The 25,854-nt window shown below is 74.6% G+C and carries 16 protein-coding genes; 10 read left to right on the top strand and 6 right to left on the bottom strand.

The genetic code is table 11. The features are described 5' to 3' along the window. The first annotated feature begins 8 nt into the window (after positions 1-8). The 4 genes from ABT299_RS09370 to mhpA are packed head-to-tail and all read left to right on the top strand — an operon-like array spanning position 9 to position 10,674. Positions 9-5,162 (top strand): type I polyketide synthase, encoded by a 5,154-nt coding sequence (locus tag ABT299_RS09370; protein WP_500250323.1) that lies wholly within the window; start codon positions 9-11, stop codon positions 5,160-5,162. Further along, a complete protein-coding gene (locus ABT299_RS09365; protein WP_500250322.1) occupies positions 5,159-8,248 on the top strand; it encodes a type I polyketide synthase in 3,090 nt (1,029 codons plus the stop codon). Before ABT299_RS09370 ends, ABT299_RS09365 begins: the two co-directional genes overlap by 4 nt. A gap of 3 nt (positions 8,249-8,251) precedes the next feature. Further along, complete coding sequence (locus ABT299_RS09360) at positions 8,252-9,079, top strand: arylamine N-acetyltransferase family protein (protein WP_500250321.1); 828 nt, start codon at positions 8,252-8,254, stop codon at positions 9,077-9,079. Continuing rightward, the gene (gene mhpA, locus ABT299_RS09355; RefSeq protein WP_500250320.1) at positions 9,076-10,674 is read left to right on the top strand and encodes a bifunctional 3-(3-hydroxy-phenyl)propionate/3-hydroxycinnamic acid hydroxylase MhpA; all 1,599 of its coding nucleotides are present in this window, start codon (positions 9,076-9,078) and stop codon (positions 10,672-10,674) included. Before ABT299_RS09360 ends, mhpA begins: the two co-directional genes overlap by 4 nt. Here the strand turns inward: mhpA and ABT299_RS09350 are convergent. Next, a complete protein-coding gene (locus ABT299_RS09350) occupies positions 10,658-13,408 on the bottom strand; it encodes a helix-turn-helix transcriptional regulator (protein WP_500250319.1) in 2,751 nt (916 codons plus the stop codon). The two genes, mhpA and ABT299_RS09350, sit on opposite strands and share 17 nt — an antisense overlap. A 250-nt stretch (positions 13,409-13,658) precedes the next feature. Here ABT299_RS09350 and ABT299_RS09345 point away from each other — a divergent pair, with 250 nt between their 5' ends. Continuing rightward, positions 13,659-15,527, top strand: a complete 1,869-nt coding sequence (locus tag ABT299_RS09345) for a multicopper oxidase family protein (protein WP_500250318.1) — start codon at positions 13,659-13,661, stop codon at positions 15,525-15,527. A gap of 24 nt (positions 15,528-15,551) precedes the next feature. Here ABT299_RS09345 and ABT299_RS09340 read toward each other — a convergent pair whose 3' ends face one another. Next, complete coding sequence (locus ABT299_RS09340; protein WP_500250317.1) at positions 15,552-16,997, bottom strand: NDP-hexose 2,3-dehydratase family protein; 1,446 nt, start codon at positions 16,995-16,997, stop codon at positions 15,552-15,554. Between the two features lie 211 nt (positions 16,998-17,208). On the opposite strand from ABT299_RS09340, the gene ABT299_RS09335 reads away from it, so the two are divergent. Further along, on the top strand, positions 17,209-18,225 hold the full coding sequence (locus ABT299_RS09335) for a Gfo/Idh/MocA family protein (protein WP_500250316.1): 1,017 nt from the start codon (positions 17,209-17,211) through the stop codon (positions 18,223-18,225). On the opposite strand, the gene rfbB is transcribed toward ABT299_RS09335, so the two are convergent. Both rfbB and ABT299_RS09325 read right to left on the bottom strand, forming a co-directional pair. Next, entirely contained in the window at positions 18,179-19,144 is a 966-nt protein-coding gene (rfbB, locus tag ABT299_RS09330) for a dTDP-glucose 4,6-dehydratase (protein ID WP_500250315.1), read from the bottom strand. The two genes, ABT299_RS09335 and rfbB, sit on opposite strands and share 47 nt — an antisense overlap. Beyond that, positions 19,141-20,205 carry a glucose-1-phosphate thymidylyltransferase gene (locus tag ABT299_RS09325; RefSeq protein ID WP_360741297.1) on the bottom strand — a complete coding sequence of 355 codons (1,065 nt, stop codon included), beginning with the start codon at positions 20,203-20,205 and terminating at the stop codon, positions 19,141-19,143. The genes rfbB and ABT299_RS09325 overlap by 4 nt, the downstream gene beginning before the upstream one ends. Positions 20,206-20,383: 178 nt before the next feature. On the opposite strand from ABT299_RS09325, the gene ABT299_RS09320 reads away from it, so the two are divergent. Together ABT299_RS09320 and ABT299_RS09315 are read left to right on the top strand one after the other, a co-directional pair. After that, complete coding sequence (locus ABT299_RS09320; RefSeq protein WP_433153634.1) at positions 20,384-21,373, top strand: glutathione S-transferase C-terminal domain-containing protein; 990 nt, start codon at positions 20,384-20,386, stop codon at positions 21,371-21,373. Between the two features lie 60 nt (positions 21,374-21,433). After that, positions 21,434-22,771 carry a nucleotide disphospho-sugar-binding domain-containing protein gene (locus ABT299_RS09315; RefSeq protein ID WP_500250402.1) on the top strand — a complete coding sequence of 446 codons (1,338 nt, stop codon included), beginning with the start codon at positions 21,434-21,436 and terminating at the stop codon, positions 22,769-22,771. On the opposite strand, the gene ABT299_RS09310 is transcribed toward ABT299_RS09315, so the two are convergent. Beyond that, complete coding sequence (locus tag ABT299_RS09310) at positions 22,705-23,103, bottom strand: Dabb family protein (protein ID WP_387025263.1); 399 nt, start codon at positions 23,101-23,103, stop codon at positions 22,705-22,707. The two genes, ABT299_RS09315 and ABT299_RS09310, sit on opposite strands and share 67 nt — an antisense overlap. Before the next feature lie 124 nt (positions 23,104-23,227). Between ABT299_RS09310 and ABT299_RS09305 the strand changes: the two genes are divergently transcribed. Continuing rightward, on the top strand, positions 23,228-24,169 hold the full coding sequence (locus ABT299_RS09305; RefSeq protein ID WP_500250314.1) for an AraC family transcriptional regulator: 942 nt from the start codon (positions 23,228-23,230) through the stop codon (positions 24,167-24,169). Between the two features lie 194 nt (positions 24,170-24,363). On the opposite strand, the gene ABT299_RS09300 is transcribed toward ABT299_RS09305, so the two are convergent. Next, positions 24,364-24,984: an NAD(P)-dependent oxidoreductase gene (locus ABT299_RS09300; protein ID WP_500250313.1), complete on the bottom strand. Its 621-nt coding sequence runs from the start codon at positions 24,982-24,984 to the stop codon at positions 24,364-24,366. Between the two features lie 133 nt (positions 24,985-25,117). Between ABT299_RS09300 and ABT299_RS09295 the strand changes: the two genes are divergently transcribed. Then, positions 25,118-25,783: a TetR/AcrR family transcriptional regulator gene (locus tag ABT299_RS09295; protein ID WP_387025269.1), complete on the top strand. Its 666-nt coding sequence runs from the start codon at positions 25,118-25,120 to the stop codon at positions 25,781-25,783. Positions 25,784-25,854 lie beyond the last annotated feature (71 nt).

Genomic DNA, 25,854 nt, shown 5'->3' with positions numbered 1-25,854 from the left:
AAAGGCACATGGCGAACGACGAGAAGCTGCGCGAGTACCTGCGCCGGACCCTCGCCGACCTGCAGCGCACCCGCCGGCGGTTGCACGACGCCGAGGCGCGCCGCACCGAGCCGATCGCGATCGTGGGCATGGCCTGCCGCCTGCCGGGCGGGATCGCCTCGCCGGAGGACCTGTGGCGGCTGGTCGCCGGAGGGCGCGACGCGATCGGCCCGTTCCCCCGCGACCGCGGCTGGGACCCGGACGACCTCTACGACCCCGACCCCGACCGCACCGGGCGGACCTACGCGAAGGAGGGCGGCTTCCTCGCCGAGCCCGGCGGGTTCGACGCCGCGCTCTTCGGGATCTCGCCGCGCGAGGCCCTCGCCGTCGACCCGCAGCAGCGGCTGCTGCTGGAGGTGTCGTGGGAGGCCCTGGAGCGCGCGGGCATCGACCCGACCTCCTTGCGCGGCACGCCCGCCGGGGTCTTCACCGGACTGATGTTCCACGACTACCGGGACAACCTCGGCGCCCTCCCGGAGGGACTCGAAGGCTACTTCGGCATCGGCAACTCCGGCAGCGTCGCCTCCGGCCGCGTGTCCTACACCTTCGGTCTGGAAGGGCCGGCGGTGACGGTCGATACCGCGTGCTCGTCGTCGCTGGTGGCGTTGCATCTGGCGGCGCAGTCGCTGCGGTCGGGGGAGTCCTCGCTCGCCCTGGCCGGGGGAGTGGCGGTGATGGCGACCCCCGAGGTGTTCATCGACTTCTCGCGGCAGCGCGGCCTGGCCCCGGACGGTCGCTGCAAGGCGTACGCGGACACCGCCGACGGGACGGGCCTCTCCGAGGGCGTCGGGGTGCTCGTCCTAGAGCGGTTGTCGGATGCGCGCCGCAACGGTCATGAGGTGCTGGCGGTGGTGCGCGGTTCGGCGGTGAACCAGGACGGCGCGTCCAACGGCCTGACCGCGCCGAACGGGCCTTCGCAGGAGCGGGTGATCGGGCAGGCGCTGGCCAACGCGGGTCTGAGCGCCGCCGATGTCGATGCCGTCGAAGGACATGGGACCGGGACGCGGCTGGGCGATCCGATCGAGGCGCGGGCACTGTTGGCGACCTACGGCCGGGACCGTCCCGCCGACCGGCCGTTGTGGCTGGGGTCGTTGAAGTCGAACATCGGGCACGCGCAGGCGGCGGCGGGCGTGGCGGGTGTGATCAAGATGGTGCAGGCGCTGCGCCACGGCCTACTGCCCGAGTCGCTGCACGTGGACGCGCCGAGCACGCAGGTCGACTGGGAGACCGGTGCCGTCCGCGTGCTGACCGAGGCGCGCGCGTGGCCCGAGGTGGACCGGCCGCGCCGGGCCGGGGTGTCGTCGTTCGGGGTGAGCGGCACCAACGCCCACGTGATCATCGAACAGGCCGCCGAAGAGCCCCGGCCGGAGGCGGGGGACGGCGTGGCACCCGGCGCGGTCCCGTGGCTCCTCTCGTCCCGGACGGCCGAGGGCCTGCGTGCGCAGGCGGAGCGGCTCGCGTCGTTCCTGCGCGAGCACGGCGACCTCGCCCCGGCGGAGATCGGGCATGCATTGGCGACCGGGCGGGCAACGTTGGAGCATCGGGCGGTCGTGGTGGCGGCCGACCGCGCCGAGGCGATCGCGGCCCTGGCCGAAGTCGAGTCCGCCGGTCCGGCGGAGGCCGACGGCAAGACCGTCTTCGTCTTCCCCGGGCAAGGCGCGCAGTGGACGGCGATGGGCGTGGCGCTGGCCGAGTCGTCCCCGGTGTTCGCCGCCGCCCTGGCGGAGGTCGAGGCGGCGTTGGAGCCGTACGTGGACTGGTCGCTCGCCGAGGAGCTGCGCGGCCCGCTGGAGCGGGTGGACGTGGTGCAGCCGGCGTCGTTCGCGGTGAACGTGGCCCTGGCCCGGTTGTGGGAGTCGTTCGGTGTCCGTCCTGACGCGGTGGTGGGGCATTCGCAGGGCGAGATCGCCGCCGCGCACGTCGCCGGTGCGTTGTCGTTGGAGGACGCGGCGCGGGTGGTGGCGCTGCGGAGCCAGGCCATCGCGCGCGGCCTTGCCGGACGCGGCGGCATGGTGTCGTTGGCGCTCCCGGTTGGCGAGGCCGCCGCCCGCCTGGCGCCCGGACTGGAGATCGCCGCGGTCAACGGGCCCGCCTCGGTCGTCGTCGCCGGGGAACCGGAGGCCCTGGACACCCTCCAGGCGGCGCTGGAAACCGAGGGCGTGCGAACGCGCCGGATCCCTGTGGATTACGCCTCGCACACCTCGCACGTGGAGGCGATCCAGGGCGAACTGGCGGATCTGCTGGACGGGATCGCTCCGCGAGCGTCGAACATCCCGTTCTTCTCCACGGTCGAAGGACGATGGCTGGACACCACCGAACTCGACGGCGGCTACTGGTACCGCAACCTGCGGCGCCAAGTCCGCTTCGCCGACGCCGTCGAGACCCTCGCCGGCGACGGGTTCCAGGCGTTCGTCGAGGTCAGCGCCCACCCCGTCCTGGTACCGGGCATCGCGGAGATCGTCGCGGAACCGTCCGTGGCCGTCGGCACGCTGCGCCGCGACGACGGCGGCCTCGACCGGTTCCTGCGCTCGGCCGGGGAGGCGCACGTCGCCGGGGTCGCGGTCGACTGGAGCCGCGCGTTCGGGCCCGGCCCGCACAGGCGCCCGGACCTGCCCACCTACGCCTTCCAGCACCGGCGCTACTGGCTGGAGGGCGGGCGCGGCCAGGGCGACCTGACCGCCGCCGGGATCGAGGACGCGCGGCACCCGCTGCTCGGCGCCGCCGTCCCGCTGCCCGACGGCGCCGTCCTCACCGGCCGCCTCTCGCTCCGCGACCACGGATGGCTCGCCGACCACGCCGTCGCGGGCACGACGGTGCTGCCCGGATCGGCGCTGGTCGAGCTGGCGCTGCGCGCCGGCGCCGAGACGGGTCGCACCACGCTGGACGAGCTCGTCATCGAGGCGCCGCTGACCGTTCCAGGAGACGACGACGTGGAGATCAGGGTCGTGGTCGCCGATCTGGACGTGGCGATCCACGCGCGGCGCGGCCAGGGCGGCTGGACCAGGCACGCCACGGGCCGGCTGTCCGACGGGATCCACGTCGCGGAGCGGCTCCCGTGGCCGGTCGCGGATGCCGAACCCGTCCCCGTCGAGGACTTCTACGAGCGGAAGGCCGCGGAGGGCTACGAGTACGGGCCCGCCTTCCAGGGACTGCGGGCCGCCTACCGGCGCGGGGAGGAGGTCTTCGCGGAGGTGGAGCTGCCCGGCGGGAGCGAGGCCGGGGGCTTCGGCCTGCACCCGGCCCTGCTGGACGCCGCGCTCCAGGCCACCGGCCTGCTCGGCGCGACCCCTCCCGCGAACGGGCGGATACCGCTGCCGTTCGCCTGGACCGGCGTGCGCCTGCACGCGCCCGGCGCCTCGGCGCTGCGCGTGCACGCGACCTTCCAGGGCCCGGCGTCCGGATACGCGATCACCCTCGCCGACCGGGACGGAAAGCCCGTCGCCTCCATCGACTCCCTGCGGCTCCGAGACGTGGACCCCGGCCGGCTGACGCCCGCGCACGACCTGCTCCACCGGATCGACCGGGTGCCGGTCGCCCTTCCCGGCGCGGCCGCCGCGCCCGTCCCGGGCGAGGACGTCCTCGACCTGACCGACCGCGGCGGCTGGACCCCCGGCGCGGCCCGCGAGCTGACCGCGGAGGCGGTCGCCTTCCTGCGCGACCGGCTCGCCCGCGACGGCGGACCGGTCGCGGTGCTCACCGGCGACGCGCCCTACGACCTCGCCGCCTCCGCCGTCCGCGGCCTCGTGCGCGCGGTGCAGCGCGAGCAGCCGGGGCGGATCGTGCTGGTGGAGGCGGAGTCGGGGGAGGAGGCCGGGGATCTGCTGCCGCGCCTCGTCGCCTCCGGTGAGCCCGAGGTCGCGCTGCGCGCGGGACGCGCGCACGCGCCCCGGCTCGCCCACGCCGGTGCCGGCGCGACGGGCCGGGCGTCCCTCGATCCGGACGGCACGGTCCTGGTCACCGGCGGCACCGGGACGCTCGGCGGCCTGGTCGCGCGCCATCTGGTGCGGGAGCACGGCGTCCGCCGGCTCGTCCTGGTCGGCCGGCGCGGCCTCGCCGCCGCCGGCGCGACCGAGCTGTACGCGGAGCTGCGCGAGGCCGGCGCCGAGGTGACCGTGGCGGCGGCCGACGCCGCCGACCGGGAGGCGCTGGCGGAGGTGATCGCGGCGATCCCGGCCGGGCATCCGCTGACCGCCGTCGTCCACGCCGCCGGCGTCCTGGACGACGCCCTGCTGGACGACCTCGGCCCGTCGCGGCTCGCCCCGGTGTTCCGGCCGAAGGCGGACGCCGCCTGGCATCTGCACGAGCTGACCCGCGACCTGGACCTGGCGGCGTTTGTGCTGTTCTCGTCCGGCGCCGGGGTGCTCGGCAACGCCGGGCAGGGCAACTACGCGGCGGCCAATGGATTCCTCGACGGGCTGGCCCGCATGCGGCGTGCCGAGGGCCTGCCCGCCGTGTCGCTCGCATGGGGACTGTGGTCGCAGGCCAGCGGCATGACCGGCCATCTCGGCGGCGCCGCGCTGGACAGGCTGTCGCGCGGCGGCCTCGGGGCGCTCTCCACGGCCGAAGGGCTGGCGCTGTTCGACGCCGCCCTCGCGGCCGGGGACGCCGTCGTCGTCCCGGCGCGGTTCGACGCCGCCGCGCTCCGCTCGCTCGCCGCCGACGGCGACCTGCCGCCCGTGCTCCGCGGTCTCGTCCGGGCGCCTCGCCGGGACGCGCCGCCGACCGGCGGGGCGCCCGCCGCGTCGTTCGCCGACCGGCTCGCCGGACTGTCCTCCCCCGAGCGGACGAGCACCGTGCTCGACCTGGTCAGGCGGCACGCGGCCGCCGTGCTGGGGCACGACGCCCCGGACGACGTCGGCGCGGCGCGGGCGTTCAAGGACCTCGGGTTCGACTCCCTCGCGGCGGTCGAGCTGCGCAACCGGCTCGCCAGGGCGGCGGGGGTGCGGCTCCCCGCCACGCTCGTCTTCGACCACCCGACCCCGGCGGACCTGGCGCGGCGGCTGCTGGAGGAGCTCGCGCCGGAACCGCCCGGCGGGGCGGGCGAGACCGCCGGCATCGCCGCGGCGATCGCCGAGATGGACGTGGACGACCTGGTGGAACGGGCTCTGGGAGGGAACCGATGACCGACGACAAGGTCGTCCGCGCGCTGCGTGCCGCGCTGGTCGACAACGAGCGGCTCCGCGAGGAGAACGACCGGCTGAGAGGCACCGCCGCCGCCGACCCCGTCGCCGTCGTCGCGGCCGCGTGCCGCCTGCCCGGCGGGATCGCCTCACCCGAGGACCTGTGGGAGCTCGTCTCCGAGGGACGCGAGGGCCTCTCGCCCTTCCCCGGCGACCGGGGCTGGGACCTCGACAGCCTCTTCGCCGCCGACGCGGACCGTCCCGGCACCTCCTACGTGCGGCGGGGCGGCTTCCTGCACGACGCGGGAGCCTTCGACGCCGCGCTGTTCGGCATCTCGCCGCGCGAGGCGCTCGCCATGGACCCGCAGCAGCGCCTCATGCTGGAGGTCTCGTGGGAGGTGCTCGAACGCGCCGGCATCGCGCCCACGGCGCTGCGCGGTGAGCGCGTCGGCGTCTTCACCGGCGTCATGTACCACGACTACGCCGCCGGGCTCGCCGAGGTGCCGGACGACCTCGAAGGGCTGCTCGGGACGGGGACGTCCGGCAGCGTCGTGTCCGGGCGCGTCTCCTACACGTTCGGGCTCGAAGGGCCCGCCCTCACCGTCGACACCGCCTGCTCGTCCTCCCTGGTGGCCGTGCATCTGGCGGCGCGGGCGCTGCGCGACGGCGAGTGCCGGCTCGCGCTCGCGGGCGGCGTCGCCGTCATGGCGCGGCCATCGCCCTTCGTCGAGTTCTCCCGGCAGCGCGGCCTCGCGCCCGACGGTCGTTGCAAGGCGTTCGCCGACGCCGCCGACGGCACCGGCTGGGCCGAGGGCGCGGCGGTCCTCCTCCTGGAGCGGCTGTCGGACGCCCGCCGCAACGGCCATCCCGTGCTCGCGCTGGTGCGCGGCAGCGCCGTCAACCAGGACGGCGCCTCCAACGGGCTCACCGCCCCCAACGGGCCGTCCCAGCAGCGCGTGATCCGCGCGGCGCTGGACGCGGCGGGCCTGGCGCCCGCCGACGTCGACGCCGTCGAGGGGCACGGGACCGGCACGCCGCTGGGCGACCCGATCGAGGCGCAGGCCCTCCTCGCCGCCTACGGCCGCGACCGCCCGGCCGACCGGCCGCTCTGGCTGGGGTCGCTGAAGTCCAACATCGGGCACGCGCAGGCCGCCGCGGGCGCCGCGGGGATCATCAAGGTGATCGAGGCGCTGCGGCACGGCGCGCTGCCCGCCACGCTGCACGTGGACGCGCCGTCCACGAACGTCGACTGGGACGCGGGCGCGGTCCGGCTGCTCACCGAGCCGCGGGACTGGCCCGATCCGGGACGTCCCCGCCGGGCCGGGGTGTCGTCCTTCGGCGTCAGCGGCACCAACGCGCACGTGATCATCGAAGAGGCGCCGGTGAGCACCGACGAGGCCCCGCCGCCGGACGCGGGCCCGGCGCCCCGGCCCTGGGAGATCTCCGGGGCGACGGCGGACGCGCTGCGGGCACAGGCCGCGCGGCTCGCCTCCCACCTCCGGGAGCGTCCCGCGCTGGAACCCGCCGACGTCGCCGCCTCGCTGGCGTCCGGCAGGGCTTCCCTCGCGCACCGCGCCGTCGTCGTCGCGGCCGACCGCGACGAGGCGCTGGCCGGGCTGCGCGCGGTCGCGGCGGGAGAGCCCGCACCGACCATCGTCACCGGCGTCGCGGACGTCGAGGGGCGCACGGTCCTGGTGTTCCCCGGCCAGGGGACGCAGTGGGCGGGCATGGGAACCGAACTGGCCGACCAGTCCGACGTGTTCGCCGCCGCTCTGGCGGAGGTCGAGGCGGCGTTGAAGCCGTACGTGGACTGGTCGCTCGCCGAGGAACTGCGCGGCCCGCTGGAGCGGGTGGACGTGGTGCAGCCCGCCTCTTTCGCGGTGAACGTGGCCCTCGCCCGCCTCTGGGAGTCGTTCGGTGTGGTGCCCGACGCCGTGGTGGGGCACTCGCAGGGCGAGATCGCCGCCGCGCACGTCGCCGGGGCGTTGCCGCTGGAGGACGCGGCGCGCGTGGTGGCGCTGCGCAGCAAGGCCATCGCCCGCGGCCTGGCCGGACGCGGCGGCATGGCGTCGGTCGCGCTGCCCGAGGACCGGGTCGCCGCGCGGCTCGCGCCCGGCCTGGAGATCGCCGCCGTCAACGGGCCCGCGTCGGTCGTCGTCGCCGGCGACGCCGGCGCCCTGGCCGATCTCATCGAGTCCTGCGAGGACGAGGGCGTGCGGGTCCGCCGGATCCCCGTGGACTACGCCTCGCACACCTCGCACGTCGAGGCGATCCGCGACGAGCTACACGATCTCCTGGACGGCCTCGCCCCAAAGCCGTCCCAGGTCCCCTTCTTCTCCACCGTCGAAGGGGGATGGCTGGACACCACGCGGCTGGACGCCGCCTACTGGTACCGCAACCTGCGCGGCACCGTGCGGTTCGACGCCGCCGCCCGCGCCCTCCTGGACGACGGTTTCCGGTCGTTCGTGGAGGTCGGCGCGCACCCGGTACTGGCGGCCGAGATCAAGGACGCCGCCGGGCGGGCCGCGGCCGCGGTCACCGGCACGCTGCGCCGGGGCGAGGGCGGGCTCCGGACGTTCCTGCTCTCCGCGGCGGGACTGCGCGTCCGCGGCGGCGGCGTCGACTGGTCGGCGTCCCTGGCCGGGCGGCCCCGCGTGGACCTCCCCACCTATGCCTTCCAGCACCGTCACTACTGGCTGGAATCCGCGCCCACCGCCCCCGCCCGCCCGGCCCCGTCCCCTCCGGAGGAAGCGGAGGAAGCGCCGTCCCCGCTCGACGGGTTCGAAGAGCTCGACGAGGACGGGCGCCGGAACGCGCTGCTGGACCTCGTCCGCACGGAGGCGTCGGCGGTGCTCGGGCGGCCGCCCGCCGAGACGCTCGCGCCCGGAGACGTGTTCTTCGAGGTCGGATACGTGTCGCTGACCGCGGTGGAGCTGCGCAACCGGCTCTCGGCCGCGACCGGACTGGAGCTCCCCCCGATGCTGATCTTCGATCGGGCCACCCCGGCCGAGCTGGCCGACCACCTGCTGGCCGAACTGACCGCCACCGGACCCGCCGAGACCGCACCCGCCGAGACCGCGGAGGACTGACCCATGGGCTTCGACGCCGGCACCTACCTGGAGGCGCTCGGCCATCGCGGGCCGGCCGCGCCCACGCTGGAGACGCTGCGTTCCCTGCACCACCGCCACCTGCGGACCTTCCCGTACGACAGCGCGCTCAACGCGGGCCGGGGCACCGCGCTGTGGGCGGGGGTCGACATCGACCTGGACACCGCGTTCGACGAGATCGTCGTCGGCCGGCGCGGCGGCGTCTGCTACGAGCTCAACGGACTGTTCCGCGCCCTGCTGGAGGAACTGGGCTTCGACGTCGGCGTGTTCGGCGCCGGCATCCGGCAGATGGACGGATCGTTCGGCCCCGACCTGGAGCACGTCTTCAACCACGCCCGCCTGGACGGCGAGCTGTACCTCGTGGACGTGGGCTTCGTCGGCCCGTCCTACCTGGAGCCGCTGCGCGTCACCGACCAGGTGCAGCGGCAGCACGGCAACCGGTTCCGCGTCGTCCCGGCGGACGGCTACCACGTGGTCGAGCGCAGCGGCCGGTCCGGGACCTGGCAGCCGGTGTACCGGTTCCGCGACAAGCCCCGCGACCTCGCCGAATGGCAGGACCCCTCGGCCGAACTGGAGGCGTTCGCCCGGGCGCTGGCCGGAGCCGGGATCCTGGTGCGGGGACGGTCCTCCGCCACGGGCCAGCGCGTCCTCATCGGCAAACGCCTGCTCACCGTGGACGACGGCCACGAGACCGTCCGGGTGCTCACCGACCCGGCCGAGCACGAGCGCGTCGTCGCCGAGATCCTCGGCTCGCCCGCCGCCGCGACGGCCGCGAACGCGAGCGGCGCGACCGCCGCGGGGAGCGGGCGGTGAGCCGGGCGGGCACCGACGTCCTCGTCGTCGGGTACGGGCCCGTCGGGCAGGTGACGGCCACGCTGCTGGCCGGGCGCGGGCACCGCGTCACCGTCGTGGAGCGGCGGCCGGAGCCCTACCCGATGCCGCGGGCGGTGTCCTTCGACGGCGAGTCCGCCCGCATCCTCGCCGCCGCGGGCATCGGCGAGGCCCTGCGCACCGTCGCCGAACCGTCCCGCGACTACGTCTGGACGAACGGGGCGGGCGCGACGCTGTTCGAGGTGGACGTGGCCGAGCGCGGCTGGTCCGGATGGCCGGACTCGCTCTCGATGTACCAGCCCGGGATCGAGGCCGCCCTGGCCGCGCGCGGTGCGGCGCAGCCCACGCTGCGCGTGCTGCGCGGCCACCGCGTGACCGGCCTGCGCGACGAGGGCGACCGGGTGGAGGTCACCGTCGACGGCCCCGAGGGCGGCGTGCTGACCGCCCGGTACGTCGTGGGCTGCGACGGGGCGAACGGCATCGTGCGCGACGCCCTCGACGCCACTGCCACCGACTTGCGGTTCTTCGACGACTGGCTGACCTGTGACGTGCGGCTGCACGAGCCGCGCCGCTTCGTCCCGAACAACCTGCAGGTCTGCGACCCGGCGCGGCCGCGCACCGCCGTCTCGGCCGGGCCCGGCCACCGCCGCTGGGAGTTCATGCGGCTGCCCGGTGAACCGCCGGACGAGTTCGGCCGCGCCGAGAACGTGTGGCGCCTCCTCGCGCTGTTCGGCATCGACGAGAGCAGCGCGACGCTGGAGCGGCACGCCGTGTACACCTTCCAGGCGCGGTACGTCGACCGGTGGCGGGCCGGCCGGATCCTCATCGCGGGCGACGCGGCCCATCTGATGCCGCCGTTCGCCGGGCAGGGCATGTGCTCGGGGTTCCGGGACGCGGCCAACCTGGCCTGGAAGCTGGACCTCGTCCTCGCCGGCCGGGCCGGCGAGGCGCTGCTGGACACCTACACCGACGAGCGCCGCGAGCACGTCCGGCACGCCGTCACCATGTCGGTCGACCTCGGCCGCGTGATCTGCCAGACCGACCCGGCCGCCGCCCGCGACCGCGACGAGGTCATGATCGGCGTCCGGGAGCGGGGCCTCGCCGCGCCGCCGCCGTCGGCCGTCCACCCGCTGACCCGGGGGCTGATCGCCCGGGACGCCGGCGGCGGCCCGCGCGGCGCGGCGGGCGGGCTCACCCCGCAGGGCCGCGTCCGGATCGGCGGCCGCGAAGGGCTCCTCGACGAGGTCGCCGGCGCCCCCGGCTTCGTGCTGCTCACCACCGAACCGCCCGGCGAGCTGCTCGACCCTGCCCTCGCCGCGGCCCTGGCCCGGCTCGGCACGCGGTTCGTGCGGCTGGACGCGGCGTCCGACCTCGACGGGGTGCACCTGCCGTACCTGGCGCGCGCCGGGGCGGTCGCGGCGCTCGTCCGCCCCGACTTCTACCTGTTCGGGACGGCCGCCGACCGGAACGCCGCGAACGCCCTCGTCGAGGAACTGCTCGCCGGGCTCGGCGCGGGCACGGACCCCGGCGCGGGCACGGACCTCGACGCGGGCGGCGCGGTCAGCCGGTCTTCCTGAGCCCCGCCCACAGGTCGGCGGGCAGCTCCTTGCGGCGCCGGATACCGAGCTTGCGGTAGATGCGGGTGAGGTGCTGCTCGACGGTGCTGGGGGTGATGTAGAGCTTCGCGGCGATCTCCCGGTTGGTGTTGCCGACCACCGCCAGGGACGCGACCCGGCGCTCGGAGTCGGTGAGCGACGCGATGCCCTCCAGCCCGTCCGCCATCGCCTCCGCGCCGCCCAGGTCGGCCTGCACCGACAGCAGCTCCCGGGCGAGCGGCCGCATCCCGCACATGTTCGCGACGTGCAGGGCCTGGCGGAGCAGCAGGCGGGCGCGCCGCCGGTTGCCCACCGCGTGGACGCGGCTGAGGTCGGCGAGGACGCGGGCCTGCTCGAACCGGTCGCCCGACGCCTCGGCGAGGTCGACCGCCTCGGTCAGCAGCGGCAGCCGCCGCCCGGCCGGGCTCGCGGCGGCGAGGACCCGCAGCGCGGGGCCGCGCCCGTCGGTCCGCGCGAGCTGCTCGCGGACGAGCCGGCGGGCCTGGTCGCGGTTGCCGAGCCGCAGCCACGCCTCGGCCGCGTCGGTGCGCCACGGCACCGGCCCGGCGGTGTCCAGGCCCCAGCCGCGGATCAGCTCGCCGCAGCTGAGGAAGTCGGCCAGGGCCGCGTGGGCGTGGCCGGACGCGAGGTGGTGATGGCCCCTGGCGTACAGGTAGTAGAGGCCGTGGCGGCTCTTGAACATCGCCTCGGGGACCGACAGCGCCAGGCACCTGGCGGCCTCGTCGTGCTCGCCGGCGCGCGTCGCGGCCAGGACGCAGGTGCCGAGCGGGTACCCGATCGCGACGCCCCATGACTTGGGGCTGAGGCGCGCCAGCGCTTCCCGCGCCTCCCGCAGCGCGCTCGGCAGGTCGCCCGTCCGCAGCGCGACCTCCGCGCGCGCCGCCGCGAAGAACGCCGCCTGGGTGCCGCCGCCCCCGGCCTCGCCGTCCCGCCCCTCACCGGACGGCGCCTCGCACCACGCCGCAGCGGCGTCGAGCCGGTCCGCGCGCAGCAGCACCTGCACGGCCAGCAGGGCCGCCTCGACCGTCCACGGGTTGCGCGGGTGCAGCGGGAGGTCGCGCAGCACCTGCTCGGCGCGGCCCGCCACCGCGTGGCTCCGGCGCCGGGTGAGCCCGTCGGCCAGGATCGCCGCCGCGTGCAGCTGCGGGTCGCCGCCGAGGGCCGGGACGGCGAAGGCCTTCTCGGCGGCCAGCACCGGCGTGCGCCGGTCGCGGGCGAGCGGCGGGTGCGCGTAGGCCAGCCACACCTCGGCGTCCCGGAGGCCGCCGCCCTCGGCGCGGGCGTCCGCGCGCAGCCGGTCCAGCACCCGCACCGCCTCCTCGCCCCGCCCGAACCAGAGCAGCCGGCCGGCGAGGGCCAGCCCGTCGGCGAGGCCGAGCCGGCCGCCGAGGGCCGCGGTCACCAGCGGGGCCAGGTGCCGGGCGGCCGACGCCGGCGCGGTCTGCCACTCGGCGCCGGCGAGACGCGTCCGGACCGCGGCGCGCTCCCCCTCGTCGGACAGGCCGCGGTGCGCCAGGCGCAGGAAGCGCGCCCCCTCCTCGGTCCGGCCGTCGAGCAGTGCGTGCTCGGCCGCCTCGGACAGCACGGCCGCCGCCCAGGGCTCCTGGGCGTGGTCGGCGTGGACGAGGTGCCGGGCTACCCGGGTGGCGGCCGCGCCCTGGTCGTGCAGCAGGCGCGCGGCGCGGCGGTGCAGCTCGGCCCGCTCCGCCGGGGCCAGGTCGTCGAGCACCGCGTCCCGCGCCACCGGATGGCGGAACCGGCCGCCGTCCAGCAGCCGGGCCGCGTTGAGCGCGCCGAGGGCGCGCTCGCCGTCCTCGGGCTTCAGCGAGACGAGCCGCCACAGCTCAGCCGGCCTCGCGTCCTCGCCCATGACCGCCAGCGCTCGCGCCACCGCCGGTGTCGCGGGATCGCCCCGGTGCAGGCAGCCGAGGAACGCCAGCCCGTACCCCTCCGCGCGGGGAGCGCCGGCGGCCCTGACGTCCTCGGCCAGCGCGTCCAGCAGCAGCGGGTTGCCGCCGCTGATCGCGTGCAGGTCCGCCGCCGGGGCCGGCGGGGCGCCGGACGGCCCGGACGCCGCGCGGGCGGTCCCGGCGGGCGACAGCGGTCCAACCCGCAGCCGGTGCAGCTCCGGCCTGCGGAACAGCTCCGCCAGGAACGTCAGGTGCCGCGGCCGCGGGACCGGCTCGTCGGCGAGCACGACCAGGACGGGCGCCGACGCCAGCCGCCGGACCAGGTGGAGCAGGAGGTGCAGGGACGGGACGTCCGCGTAGCGCAGGTCGTCCACGGTGATCAGGAGCGGCTCGCGCTCGGCGTGCCCGAGCAGGGCCAGCACGAGCTCGTGGTGCGTGCGCACCGCGTGCGGCGACGCGGGGCCGGCGTCCGGGGCGTCCGCCGTCGCCGCGAGCCGTTCCAGGAGGCGGCCGGACGGATCGTCCGGGTCCTCCGGCCGGGGCACGTCCCGCAGGAGCTGGCCGGCGACGCCGTAGGGGAGTTCTTGTTCGGCGGGGGAGCAGGAGGCGCGCAGACACCGGAATCCGGACCGTTCGGCGCGTTCGGCGAGCCCGCGCAGCAGCGCGGTCCGGCCGGTGCCGATCGGCCCCTCGAGGAGCGCGACCCGGCCGCGGCGCGCCGTGCAGTCCGCGAGCAGGCTGTCGAGTTGCTGGATCTGTTCGTCTCGTTCCACCAGTGCGACCACGGATCCGATGATCGAAGACGCCCGCCCACTGCCCGGCAATCGCCCGCCTATCGGACGACCGAATCCCGGGGTGGGACGCCGGCCGGCCCGCTCCGGTTCACCCGTGACGCGCACGTTCTTCCACTGTCGGGGCCGCCGTAAACCCGAGAGGCCGGCGCGCGAACCCCTGAATTCCGGCCCGCCGATGGAGCCGGCGCCGGCGCGGGCGAAGGATCGGCTGCGCCGCCCATGCCCGCAGAGGAGTCCCCCCATGCCCAGCCGCCGTCAGTTCATCGCCGGATCGGCCGCCGGTATCGGCGTGGCCGTCACCGTCCAGGCGAACCTGTCCGCGTTAGCCGCCGCCTCCCGGGTGTTCCGCGGGGCTCCCGCCGACCTCGCCAAGTTCGCCGACCCGCTGCCCATCCCGGCGGTGCTGAAGCCCGACACCGCGCTGACCCTCCGGCAGCGCGCCGGCACCGTGAAGCTGCACTCGCAACTGCCCGACACGCCCGTCTGGGGCTACGAAGGCGCCTACCCCGGGCCGGTCATCGACGTGCGGCGCGGCCGGCGCGTCAAGGTGAGCTGGCAGAACCGCATCCAGGGCACGTTCCCGGTGACCGCCGTCGAGGTCCCCTTCACCGGGCTCGACTCGATCCTCAGCCCCGGGCGCGGCGGCGCCGAGCCGCTTCCCGACGTCGCCGACCTCGCCCCGTGGGTGGTCACCCACCTGCACGGCGGCGAGATCAGCGGCGACAGCGACGGCTGGCCCAAGAACGGGATCTCCTACGGCCAGGCCCAGGCCGCCGAGTACCCCAACGCCCAGCGGGCCGCGACGCTCTGGTACCACGACCACGCGATGGACATCACCGCCTTCAACGTGTTCGCCGGCCTGTCGGGCCTCTACCTCGTGCGCGACTCCGAGGAGAGCGCCCTGGGGCTGCCGTCCGGCGCCTACGAGATCCCGCTGATCATCGCGGACCGCAACCTCGACACCGACGCCGACGACGCCTTCAACGGGCGGCTGCTGCACAAGGTCGGCTACTACGACACCAACGGCCGGCGGGTCTCGCTGCCGTTCGCCGGCCCCTACAACCTCGTCAACGGGAAGATCTGGCCGTACCTGAACGTGGAGCCGCGCTGGTACCGGTTCCGCGTCCTGAACGGCGCGAACGGGCGCACCTACACGCTGGAGCTGAGCAAGGAGAACGCCGACGGCACCAGCACGCCGGTGACCGGCGCGCTCGTCCAGATCGGCACCGAGCAGGGGCTGCTCGGCGCCCCGGCCAAGCTGGACCGGCTCACGCTGTCGCCGGCCGAACGCGCCGACATCCTGATCGACTTCGCCGCGTTCAGGGGCGCGCGGCTCCGGCTGTCCAACACCGACACCGTCACCTCGCCGCTCGGCCCGGAGGTCATGCAGTTCCGGGTCGGCGGCACGGCCGTGACCGACCCCTTCGCCCTGCCGGCCAAGCTGTCGCCCACGTTCACCCGGCTGACCGCGGCGAAGGTCCCGGCCGGCTACACGGAGCGGTACGTCGCGACCGCCACCCATGACGGCACGAGCAGCGGCCACCCCGAGATGTGGGAGCTGGCCGAGACGCCCGCCGGCTACGTCCCGCAGAAGGGCGACCGCATCGTCACCATCGTCAAGGACGGCAAGAGCACCACCTACCGGAAGGCGGCGAGCACCTTCGACGAGGCCGTGACGTTCCACGTCTCCCTCGACGGCTGGGAGGTCTGGAACTTCATCGACCTCGCCGGGCCGAACCACCCGATGCACATCCACCTGGTGTCGTTCCAGGCGCTGGCCCGCGACACCTACACGGTCGCCGTGACGTCCGACACCGCCAACGACATCTACACCTACACCGCCACCTACAGCGCTCCGAAGGGCCTCGGGCCCGACGAGCAGGGGTGGAAGGACACGATCCGCATGGACGAGCACGAGCACGTGGCGGTCGCCGGGCGGTTCCACGGCGGGACGGGGAACTACGTGTACCACTGCCACATCCTCGAACACGAGGACCACGGCATGATGCGCCCGTTCGTCGTGGCGCCCAAGACGGTCCAGACCGCGATGGCGGCCAAGATGCGGGCGGCGGCCCGGCCCGCCTCGCCCCTCGGCCACCACCACGGCTGACCGCCCGGGCGGGCCGGCCCGGCGTCACTCCGGCCGGCCCGCCAGGCTGTGCAGGCAGGCGACCAGGCTGCGGGCCTCGACGTTGACGTAGTGGCTGTGGCGCAGCAGCCCGACGAGCTGGTGGAGGGTCAGCCACCGGTAGTCGGGGCCCGGGTCGGGCGCGTACCCGGCGTCCACCTCGATGATCGTGTAGCGGTTGCGGGCGTGGTAGAACCGGCCGCCCTCCTCCGACAGCACGCTCGAGAACCGGACCCGGCCGGGCGGCGCGGACAGCACGTCGTCCAGGAAGGGCGGCCGCGCCGCGTCCGGCAGCCAGGCGTAGTTGCCGGGCGTGCACCGGACGGTCGGGCCGAGTTCGAGGACGTCGAGATAGCCGGGCTGGACGCCGGCGTGGACGAGCGCGTGCAGCACGCCGTCCACCTGCTTCACCAGGAACGCGTTGACGCCGACCCCGATCGGCTCCACCAGCGGCTGGTGCCAGTGGGAGACCTCGCGGTGCCCGCTCCGCACACTGGCCCCGATCACCCGGAAGAACAGTCCGGACTCGTGCTCGATGGCCTCCTCGCCGCGGTGCCACAGCCGGGCCTCGCGCAGCGGCACGCGGTGCGCCAGCACCTCGTGCCGGCTGCGGGACTCGGTGATCCAGCTCAGGATGTCGCCGATGCCGTGCAGCCCCGCGAACTCCTCGCTGCAGGAGCGCAGCACCGACCGCCGGAACTCCTGCTCGCCGGACGGGGAGGACGACGACAGCCCGACGCCCGAGAACGGCAGGCACGACAGCACCGTGCGGGCGTCCATGTTGACGACCGTGTCGTCCGCCAGCAGCCGGTGGAGCTGGCCGAGCGTCAGCCACGCGAAGCCCTCCAGCGGCTCCACCTCGTCGTCGGTCTCGACGATGATGTTGCGGTTGCGCTTCTGGAAGAACCAGGCCCCCTGCTCCGACTGGAGCACGTCGGCGATCACGCGGTGCCGGCGGGTGTCGCGGAAGTAGTCGAGATAGGGGACCGGGGCGCCCTGGTGCACGCGCATGTAGTTGCTGCGCGTCGCCTGCACGGTGGGCGAGATCTCCACGCCCTCGGGGTTGCCGGGCTCGTTCTTGGCCTGCATGAGGAAGTGCAGGACGCCGTCGATCTCCTTGGCCAGGATGCCGAGGATGCCGATCTCCGGTTGCAGCAGGATGGGCTGCGTCCACGCGGGGACCGCGGCGCCGGGGACCTCGGCCGCCAGGCCCGTCACCGTGAAGAACCGGCCGCTGTCGTGGCGGATGTCGCCGGTGCCGGGATCGGTGCCCCAGCGCTCCAGCCGGTCCAGCGGCACCCGGTCGACCCGCGAGACGTCGCCGCGGCGGCGCTCGGCGAACCATGCGCGGACCTGCTCCCCGGTCATGGCCCCGGCGGCCGCCCCGGCCGACTCGGCGATCCGCACGGCCCTCCGGTGGTCGGCCGTCAACGCCGTGATGATCCCCGACATCGCTCCTCCTGGAAATGGTCGCGGCAAGGATTCCAATATGCCGATGCCGGTCCATTCGCGGGTGCCGCGGAATAATTGACAGGGGGTGTTCAGGGGGGTCGTCCGGGGGCGATAATGCCATGTCAGGGGTAACGTCGCCGCCTGCCGTGCCTAGCCTCGTCCTGAATTGACGAGGTGGGCAAAGGAAAGGTGTTCAGTGAATTCTGGACCGTTGAGAATCGGCGTCATCGGCTGCGCGGACATCGCCTGGAGGCGGGCGCTCCCCGCGCTGGCGGCCCATCCGGGCGTCCGGCTGACCGCGATCGCGAGCCGGGACCCGGCCAAGGCGGCGCGCTTCACCGGGCGGTTCGGCGGCGAGCCGGTGCACGGCTACGAGGCGCTGCTGGACCGCGCGGACGTCGACGCGGTGTACGTGCCGCTGCCCGTGCACCTGCACGCCGAGTGGGTCGGGCGGGCGCTCCGGTCCGGGCGGCACGTGCTGGCGGAGAAGCCGCTGACGGCGTCCGCGGCGGAGACCGAGGCGCTCGTCGCGCTCGCCGCCTCGCGCGGGCTGGCGCTGCTGGAGAACTTCATGTTCCTGTGCCACTCCCAGCACGCCCGGTTCCGCGACCTGGTCGCGCAGGGCGCCATCGGGGAGCCGCGCACGCTCACCGCCGAGTTCGCGTTCCCGCCGTCGGCCGACGGCCGCAACCTCTACGACCCGGGCCTCGGCGGAGGCGCGCTGGCGGAGGTCGGCGTCTACCCGCTGCGCGCCGCCCTCCTCCACCTCGGGACCGCTCTGGACGTGCGCGGTGCGCACCTGCGGGTCGACGAGGCGCGCGGCGTGGACGTGGCGGGCGCGGCCCTGCTGGCCGACCCGTCCGGCCGCACCGCCCACCTGACCTGGGGCGTCGAGCACGCCTACCGGTCCCGGTACGCGCTGTGGGGGAGCGCGGGCCGGGCCGAGCTGACCTGGGCCTTCACCCCGTCGGCGGCGCACCGCCCGGTCGTGCGGATCGAACGCCAGGACCACGTCGAGGAGCTGACGCTCCCCGCCGAGGACCACTTCGCCGGCGCGGTCGCGTCCTTCGTCGACCGGGTCCGCGACGGTGTGCCCTCCGTCCTGGAGGGCGAGGCGGTGGTGGAGCAGGCGCGGCTGGTGGACCGGGTGCGCCGGCGCGCCGCCGGCGCGGGCGGGCCGGTCAGACCAGCGGTTCCCACCAGCGCCGGTTCTCCCGGTACCAGCTGACGGTCGCGGCCAGCCCCTCGAGGAAGGGGGTCCGCGGCTCGTAGCCCAGCTCCGCGCGGATCCTGGTGTCGTCGACCGCGTACCGCCGGTCGTGCCCCTTGCGGTCGGGGACGCGCTCGACCCTGTCCCAGCCCGTCCCGGTCGCCTCGAGGAGGAGGCCGGTGAGCTCCCGGTTCGTCAGGGACGTCCCGCCGCCGATGTTGTAGACCTCGCCCGGCGCCCCCTTGGTGCGCACCAGTTCCAGGGCGCGCGCGTGGTCGTCCACGTGCAGCCAGTCCCGCACGTTCAGGCCGTCGCCGTACAGCGGGACGCGCCCCCCGTCCAGCAGCCGCGTCACGAACAGCGGGATGATCTTCTCCGGGTGGTGGTACGGACCGTAGTTGTTGGAGCAGCGCGTCACCCGCACGTCCAGGCCGTGGGTGCGGTGGTAGGACAGCGCGAGCAGGTCGGCGGCGGCCTTGGACGCCGCGTAGGGCGAGTTGGGGCTGAGCGGCGCGGTCTCCGGCGTCGCTCCCGCGTCCACCGAGCCGTAGACCTCGTCGGTGGACACGTGCACGAACGTCCGCAGACCCGAGCGGAGCGCCGCGTCCAGCAGCGTGCCCGTCCCGAGCACGTTGGTGCGCACGAACGCCGAGGCCGCCGCGATCGACCGGTCCACATGGGACTCGGCCGCGAAGTGCACGACCTCGTCGTGCTCGGCGACCAGCCGGCCCGCGAGCCCGGCGTCGCAGATGTCGCCGTGCACGAACCGGAAGCCCGGACGGCCCTCGACGGCGGCCAGGTTGGCGAGGTTCCCCGCGTAGGTGAGCGCGTCCAGCACCGTGACCGACACGTCCCCCGGGCCGTCGGGACCGAGGAGGCGACGGACGTAGTGCGACCCGATGAACCCGGCGCCGCCGGTGACCAGGATCCTCGTCATGCGATCCGCACCCGGCTGTAGTCGCCGAGGACGAGGCGGTGGGCGGCGCGGGTGCGCGCGGCGGGGGTGACCTCGACGGCGCGGCCCACCAGGGACGCCTCGATGGGCCGCACGCCCTGGATGGTGGACCCGTCGAGCACGATGGAGTACTCGATCTCGCTGTCCTCGACGCGGACGCCGTCGCCGATGGAGGTGAACGGTCCGATATAGGAGTCCACGATCCGGGCGCCGGTGCCGATGATCGCGGGGCCCACGATCCGGGTCCCCTTCACGATCGCGCCGGAGGCGATGCGCACCCGCCCGATGATCTCGGTGTCGCCGTCGACCTCGCCCTCGACGCCGTGCTCCAGCCCCTCCAGGACGGTGCGGTTGGCCTCCAGCATGTCATCGACGTTCCCGGTGTCCTTCCAGTAACCCGTGATGACGGTGGACCGCACGTCCAGGCCGGCGTCCAGCAGCCACTGGACGGCGTCGCTGATCTCCAGCTCGCCCCGCGCGGACGGCGCGATCGCCCGGACGGCGCGGTGGATCGCGGGGCCGAACAGGTACACGCCCACGAGCGCCAGGTCGCTCTTCGGGCGCTGCGGCTTCTCCTCGATGCCGACGATCCGCCCGTCCGGCCCGAGTTCGGCGACGCCGAAGCGGCCCGGGTCGGGCACCTCGGTGAGCAGCAGCCGGGCGTCGGCCGGGCTCGCGCGGAACCCGGCGACGATGTCGGCGATGCCGCCGACGATGAAGTTGTCGCCGAGGAAGAGCAGGAAGTCCTCGTCGCCGAGGAAGTCGCGCGCGATGAGGACCCCGTGCGCCAGGCCGAGCGGCGCCTCCTGCCGCAGGTAGGTGACGCGCAGGCCGAAGCGCGAGCCGTCGCCGACCGCCCGCCGGATCTCGGCTTCCGTCTCGCCGACGACGATGCCGACCTCGGTGATCCCGGCTTCGGCGATGGCCTCCAGCCCGTAGAAGAGGACCGGCTTGTTCCCGACGGGCACGAGCTGTTTCGCGGACGTGTGCGTGATGGGGCGCAGCCGTGTTCCGGACCCGCCCGAGAGGACCAGGGCTTTCATGGTGCCCATCGTCGGGTGAGGCGCCGATGCTCCGGCCCCTGACGTCCACCCCGGAACCCCTAGAAGGGCGGGCGCATTCCCCATTTAAACGGTAGGAACAATTGACTGCTCGTCCGGGCCGGTGATTCGCTACCACTGCTCCCGTTCCATCTCCTCGAACCCCTTGGAGGCCCGTCCGATGACCGCGACGACCGGTGGTGCCGTGTATGCCGACCCTGTGGACCTGGACAAGCACGGTGTCTACGGGGCGACCGCGCTGAAGGTGGAGAACGGCGGCTGGAACCGGCCGCGCTACCCGTTCCAGGGGCGCATCACCGCCGACGGCTCCAGCGGATACAAGGCCGAGCCGGGGCGCTACCACCTGTACGTCTCGCACCGCTGCCCCTGGGCGCACCGCACCGCGATCGTCCGGATCCTGAAGGGGCTGCAGGACGTCGTGTCGCTCTCGTATGTCGACGACGAGCGCGACGGGCGGGGCTGGGCGTTCCGGGAGAAGCGCGGCGCCGACCCGGTCAACGGCTTCCGGTTCCTGCGCGAGGCCTACGAGGCGACCGAGCCCGGCTACGAGGGGCACGTGTCGGTACCCGTCCTGTGGGACCGTGAGACGGGCCGGATCGTCAGCAACAACTTCTTCGACATCACCATCGATCTCGGCACCCAGTTCGAGGCGTACGGCGATCCCGACGTCCACCTGTACCCCGAGGAGTTGCGCGGCGACATCGACGAGCTGAACGAGTACATCTACGTCAACTTCAACGACGGCAACTACCGGGTCGCCGGCGCCGCCTCCGACGAGGCCTACGCCGACCTGCGCGGCCGCGTGATCTCCGCCCTGGAGCGGCTGGACGAGCGGCTGTCCACCCGGCGCTTCCTGTTCGGCGACTCGGTCACCGAGTCCGACGTGCGCTTCTGGGTGACGCTGGCGCGGTTCGACCTCACCTACAACCCGTTCGCCAAGATCAGTGAGCGGCGGCTGGTCGACTTCCCCCACCTGTGGCCCTACGCCCGCGACCTCTACACGCTCCCCGCCTTCCGCGACACCACCGACTTCAGCGCCTTCACCCACCTCGGCCCGCCGTTCCTGGACCCGGCCGTGACCCGCATCGACGTCGAACCCCACCGGGCCGACTGGGACGAGCCGCAGGACCGCCACCGCCTCGCCGCATGAGCGTCGCCGGACGGACCCGACACCCCCGACGGGCGAACGGAGGAGCCTCGAGTGCGGGTCATGTTCACCGTGTCCTCACAGGCGACCCACTACTCCGCGATGGTCCCCCTCGGCTGGGCTCTGCAGGCGGCGGGTCACGAGGTGCGGGTCCTGTGCACGCCTGACCAGACGGCGGCGGTCGGCCGGACGGGCCTGCTCCCGGTGCCCGTGCTCGACGGCATGAAGGTCATCACGAGGCTCCGGTTGCAGGCCTACAGGGAGGCCGTCGAAGGGAAGCGGCCCTACCCGTGGCCGCCCCCGCACCCCCTCACCGGGGAACCCCTGAGGGATCTCGCCGACTTCGACGCCGCCGGCTTCCGGGACGATGTCGCCCCCGTTCTGGCGGAGCGGGCCGCGCGCGGCTTCGACGCGGCCGTCGCGTTCGCCCGCGCATGGCGGCCCGACCTGGTCCTGCACGACCCGGGCAGCCTGGAGGGGCTGGTGGCGGCCCGCGTCACGGGCGTGCCGGCGGCGCTGTGCCTGTGGGGCCCGGTCGGCACCCGCGAACCCGACCACATGCGCATCATCCCGACCGACCACAGCGGGTCGTTCGTGCGCCACGGCCTGGCCGCGTTCGCCCCGGAGATGATCGAGCGCGTCCTGGACCCCTGCCCGCCGTCGCTGGCGCCCCCGACCACGGCCGAGCGCGTGCGCTTCGGCTACGTCCCCTTCAACGGGACCGCGCCGGTCCCGCGCTGGGCGATCGAACCGCCCGCGCCCGGCCGCCCGCGCGTCTGCGTGACGTGGTCGACGGCGCTGACCGCGACCGCGGGACCCGGCTCCTACCTGCTCCCGGACATCCTCCGGGCGGTGGACGGCCTGGGCTGCGAGGTGATCGTCCTGGCCACCGCTGCGGACGCGGCCGCCCTCGGCCCCGTGCCGGACGGCGTCCGCGTCGCCGAGAACGCGCCTTTGCGGGCCGTCCTGCCGGGTGCTTCCGCCGTGATCCATCACGGCGGAAGCGGGAGCGCCATGACCGCGCTGTGGGCGGGCGTCCCGCAGCTGACCACCACGTTCGCCTCCGAGCAGGCGGCCACCGGCAGCCGGGTCGCCGCCGCCGGCGCGGGCCGCCACCTGCCCGGTCACGAGGCCGGCCCCGACGCGCTGCGGGCGGCCCTGCACGACCTTCTCACCGACACCGCGTACCGCGACGCCGCCGCCGGACTGCGCAAGGAGATGCTGGCCCAGCCGACCCCGGCCCAGCTCGTCGGCACTCTGGAGAACATCGCGGCACGGGGAGCCGGTGACGGGGCCGGCGGCGACCGAGCGGCCGAGGCCGCGCCCGGTGCGCGTCAGGCGCGCACGGGTGGGGCGCCGCCGCCGGGGACCGTGCTGAGCAGGCGGTCCCATTCGGGATAGGCCGCCAGCTTCCTCCGGTGCATCGCGAAGATCTTGTCGTTGAGGCCGGGATCGGCGCCGTCCGACAGCCGGACCTGGGTGAGCCGCGACAGGTACGGCAGGATCTCGAAGTCGCCTTCGAGATGCACCGGGTCGTACATGTAGCGGTCGAGCGCGTCGAGGTCTTCCAGCGCGACGCAGTATCCGTGCGTATAGCCCTCCGCGGGGTCGCCCAGGTCCGCTCCGACGAACGAGAACGAGGTCGACTCCACCTGGGAGGTGCGCCTCATCGCGGCCAGCACGGACTCCTTCCGCTCGGGCGTGGTCCCCGCCTGGAAACTGAAACGCAGCATGAGCACGATCACTTCGGCCGTCCCTTCGCTGATGTGATCACGACGGTAGGCCGATCGCACGAGACGACCAATGCGCCATGGTCTCGTTCTCATACGTCATCGTCTTTCCAGCTAGCCTCACCGTGTGGACGTGCTGAGCGACGTGATCGCCGTCATGCGCACCGGGGACCCCCGTTCCGCCCGCGTGGAACGGCATGCGCCCTGGGGGCAGCGGTTCCGGATCCCGCCCGGGACCGCCGGCTTCGAAGTCGTGCTCGCCGGGTCCTACCGGTTGATCCCGCCGGACGGCGACCCGGTGGCGCTCGGCGCCGGGGACGTGCTGTTCCTTCCGCGCGGAGGCGAGTACGGCCTGACCGACGCCCCCACCGCGCGATTCGTCGATCTCCCTTCCCCGTCGCAGGACCATCAGGCGCCCACCGGTCACGACGCTTCCGCCCGGCCGAGCGCGGTGGTGTTGTGCGGCGCCTACCAGCTCGACGCGGACCGCGGGCACCCCCTGCTGGAGGAACTGCCGGGCATCGTCCACATCCCCGCCGGCGTCGGCCGTCATTCCCGGTTGCGCGCCGCGGTCGACCTGCTCGGCGCCGAACTGCAGGAGCCCCGCCAGGGCGCCGCCGCGGTGGTGCCTTCGCTTCTGGACACACTGCTCGTCTACGTCCTGCGCACCTGGCTCGAGGAGCAGCCGGCATGCGGCGGGACGACCGGATGGGCCGCGGCCCTCGCCGACCCCTCGGTGAGCGCGGCGCTCGACGCGATCCATGACGACCCTGCCCAGCCCTGGACCGTCGCGGAACTGGCCGCCCGCGCGGGCCTGTCACGGGCGGCGTTCGCCCGGCGTTTCACCTCGCTCGTCGGCCGGCCACCGCTGGCGTACGTGACCTGGTGGCGCCTGACCGTGGCGGCCCGGATGCTCCGCGATTCCGATTCACCGCTCAGCGTGGTGGCCGAACGCGTCGGCTACGGCTCCGAATACGCCTTCGCGAACGCCTTCAAACGCGCGTTCACCGTCCCGCCGGGCCAGTACCGCCGCAAGCCCGCACTTCACGCTTCGCCATCACCCCGCTGACCGCCCAGAGCCCGCTGTCGCGGCCGAAGGACTTCAGTCGGTTCTCTGCAGGCTCGTCGCGGGGCGGGGGAGCAGCTCGCGGACGGTCACCCATACAGCGCCTGACCTCCCAGGGAACCGGGCCGTCACCACGTTCACCCGCGACCATCACTGCGACATCTGGGCCGGGGCCACCGGCTGAGAGCGCTGCGGCCTCACGGGAGAGGCACGACGATGCCTCCGGCGTGACGGCCGTTCTCGGCCTCGTCCAGCATGAGGGAGGCGAGCGAAGCGCGGGAGATCCTGGGCGGCAGCAAAGGGCGTCGCAGGTCGGCGAGCGGCACGATGTGGCGGGCGGGGCTGATGGGCCCGCCCTTCAGGTCCGGCGCATGGAAGACCGCGGCGCCCGCCTGCAGGGCGATCCGGTCGGCCTCCGCCTTCTCGGCGAGTTCCTTGCCCACCGCCAGACGCATGATCGCCTGGTAGATCCGCCCGCCCGCATTGGTCGACACGCCCGAGCCCAGGGCACCCAGCCATACGGTGCGGACCTGCGCGCCGGCCAGGACCTTCGCTCCGGCGACCAGGGCGCCCGGCCCGTCGCCCTTGCCGATGCCGATCGCCGAGACGACGGCGTCGACGTCGCCCAGGTCCGGGAAGCCCTCCGGCTGGAAGACGTCCGCGTGCCGGACCTCGATCCGCCCCGCCTTCGCGGACGCGGGGACCTCGTAGCGGTCCGGAGCGCGGACGAGGGCCACCACCTGCCCGCCCCGCTCGATCGCCTGGTCCACGAGGAGGCGGCCGACCTTGCCGGACGCGCCGAGTACAGCGATGCGCATGATGGACGAGCTCCTTAACTGAACAGGTGTTGGTTACCTAAGTGAACAACTGTTGGTCAACGGTTGTCAACCGGGCGGCCGGGTAAGGTGAGCAGGCGTTGCCGATCGTTCGCGCCGGTCAGGGGAGGACAGGGTGTCCGAGGAGCGGGCCGCCACCCGCAGGCGCAATCCGCGGGGTCAGGGCCAGGTCCTTCGCGCCCAGCTCGTGGAGGCCGCCGCGAGGCTCCTGGCCGCGTCCGACCACCCCGAGACGCTGACGCTGCGGCAGGTCGCGCGCGAGGTCGGGGTGGCGCCGGCCAGCATCTACGGTCATTTCCCGGACCTCGGCGCGCTGATCCAGCATGTGCTGCGGCTGCGCTACGACGAGCTGGCCCTGCTGATGAGCGAGGCCGCCCGAACGGCCCCGGACCCGCTGGCCGACCTCGTGGCCCGGTGCGGGGCCTATGTGCACTGGGGAGTCGAGCAGCCCGGTCACTACCGGACGCTCTTCGGCAGCCGCATGCCCGCCGACCTGCTCCCCGGATCGGCCCACAGTGCCGGCGCCGACCTGCTCGACTCCGTCGTCGCGTCCCTGGCGGCCGTCACCGGTACGGACCGGACCCGGACGGCGGAGGAGCAATGGCAGGCCGGCCTGATGCTCTGGACCGCCATGCACGGTCTGATCACCCTCTACAACGACCACGGGAACATCCCCTGGCCGCCGCTGGACGGCCTGCTCGCCGACCTGATCGGCCTGCACACCGCGCGCCCGGCGGCCGAGATCGCGGCCCTCCTGGCCCAGAACGCCGAGCGCCGGTGAACCCGACCGGGACCACGCCCGAGGGTGCGAGCGCGGTGGGAGGGGCGGCAGGTCCGGCACGGCGGTGCCGC

Origin of the sequence: Spirillospora sp. NPDC000708, assembly GCF_040299565.1 — a bacterium.
Lineage (GTDB): Bacteria > Actinomycetota > Actinomycetes > Streptosporangiales > Streptosporangiaceae > Spirillospora.
Note: the sequence above shows the minus strand (reverse complement) of the source record. Positions and strands in the feature narration are given on the sequence as shown.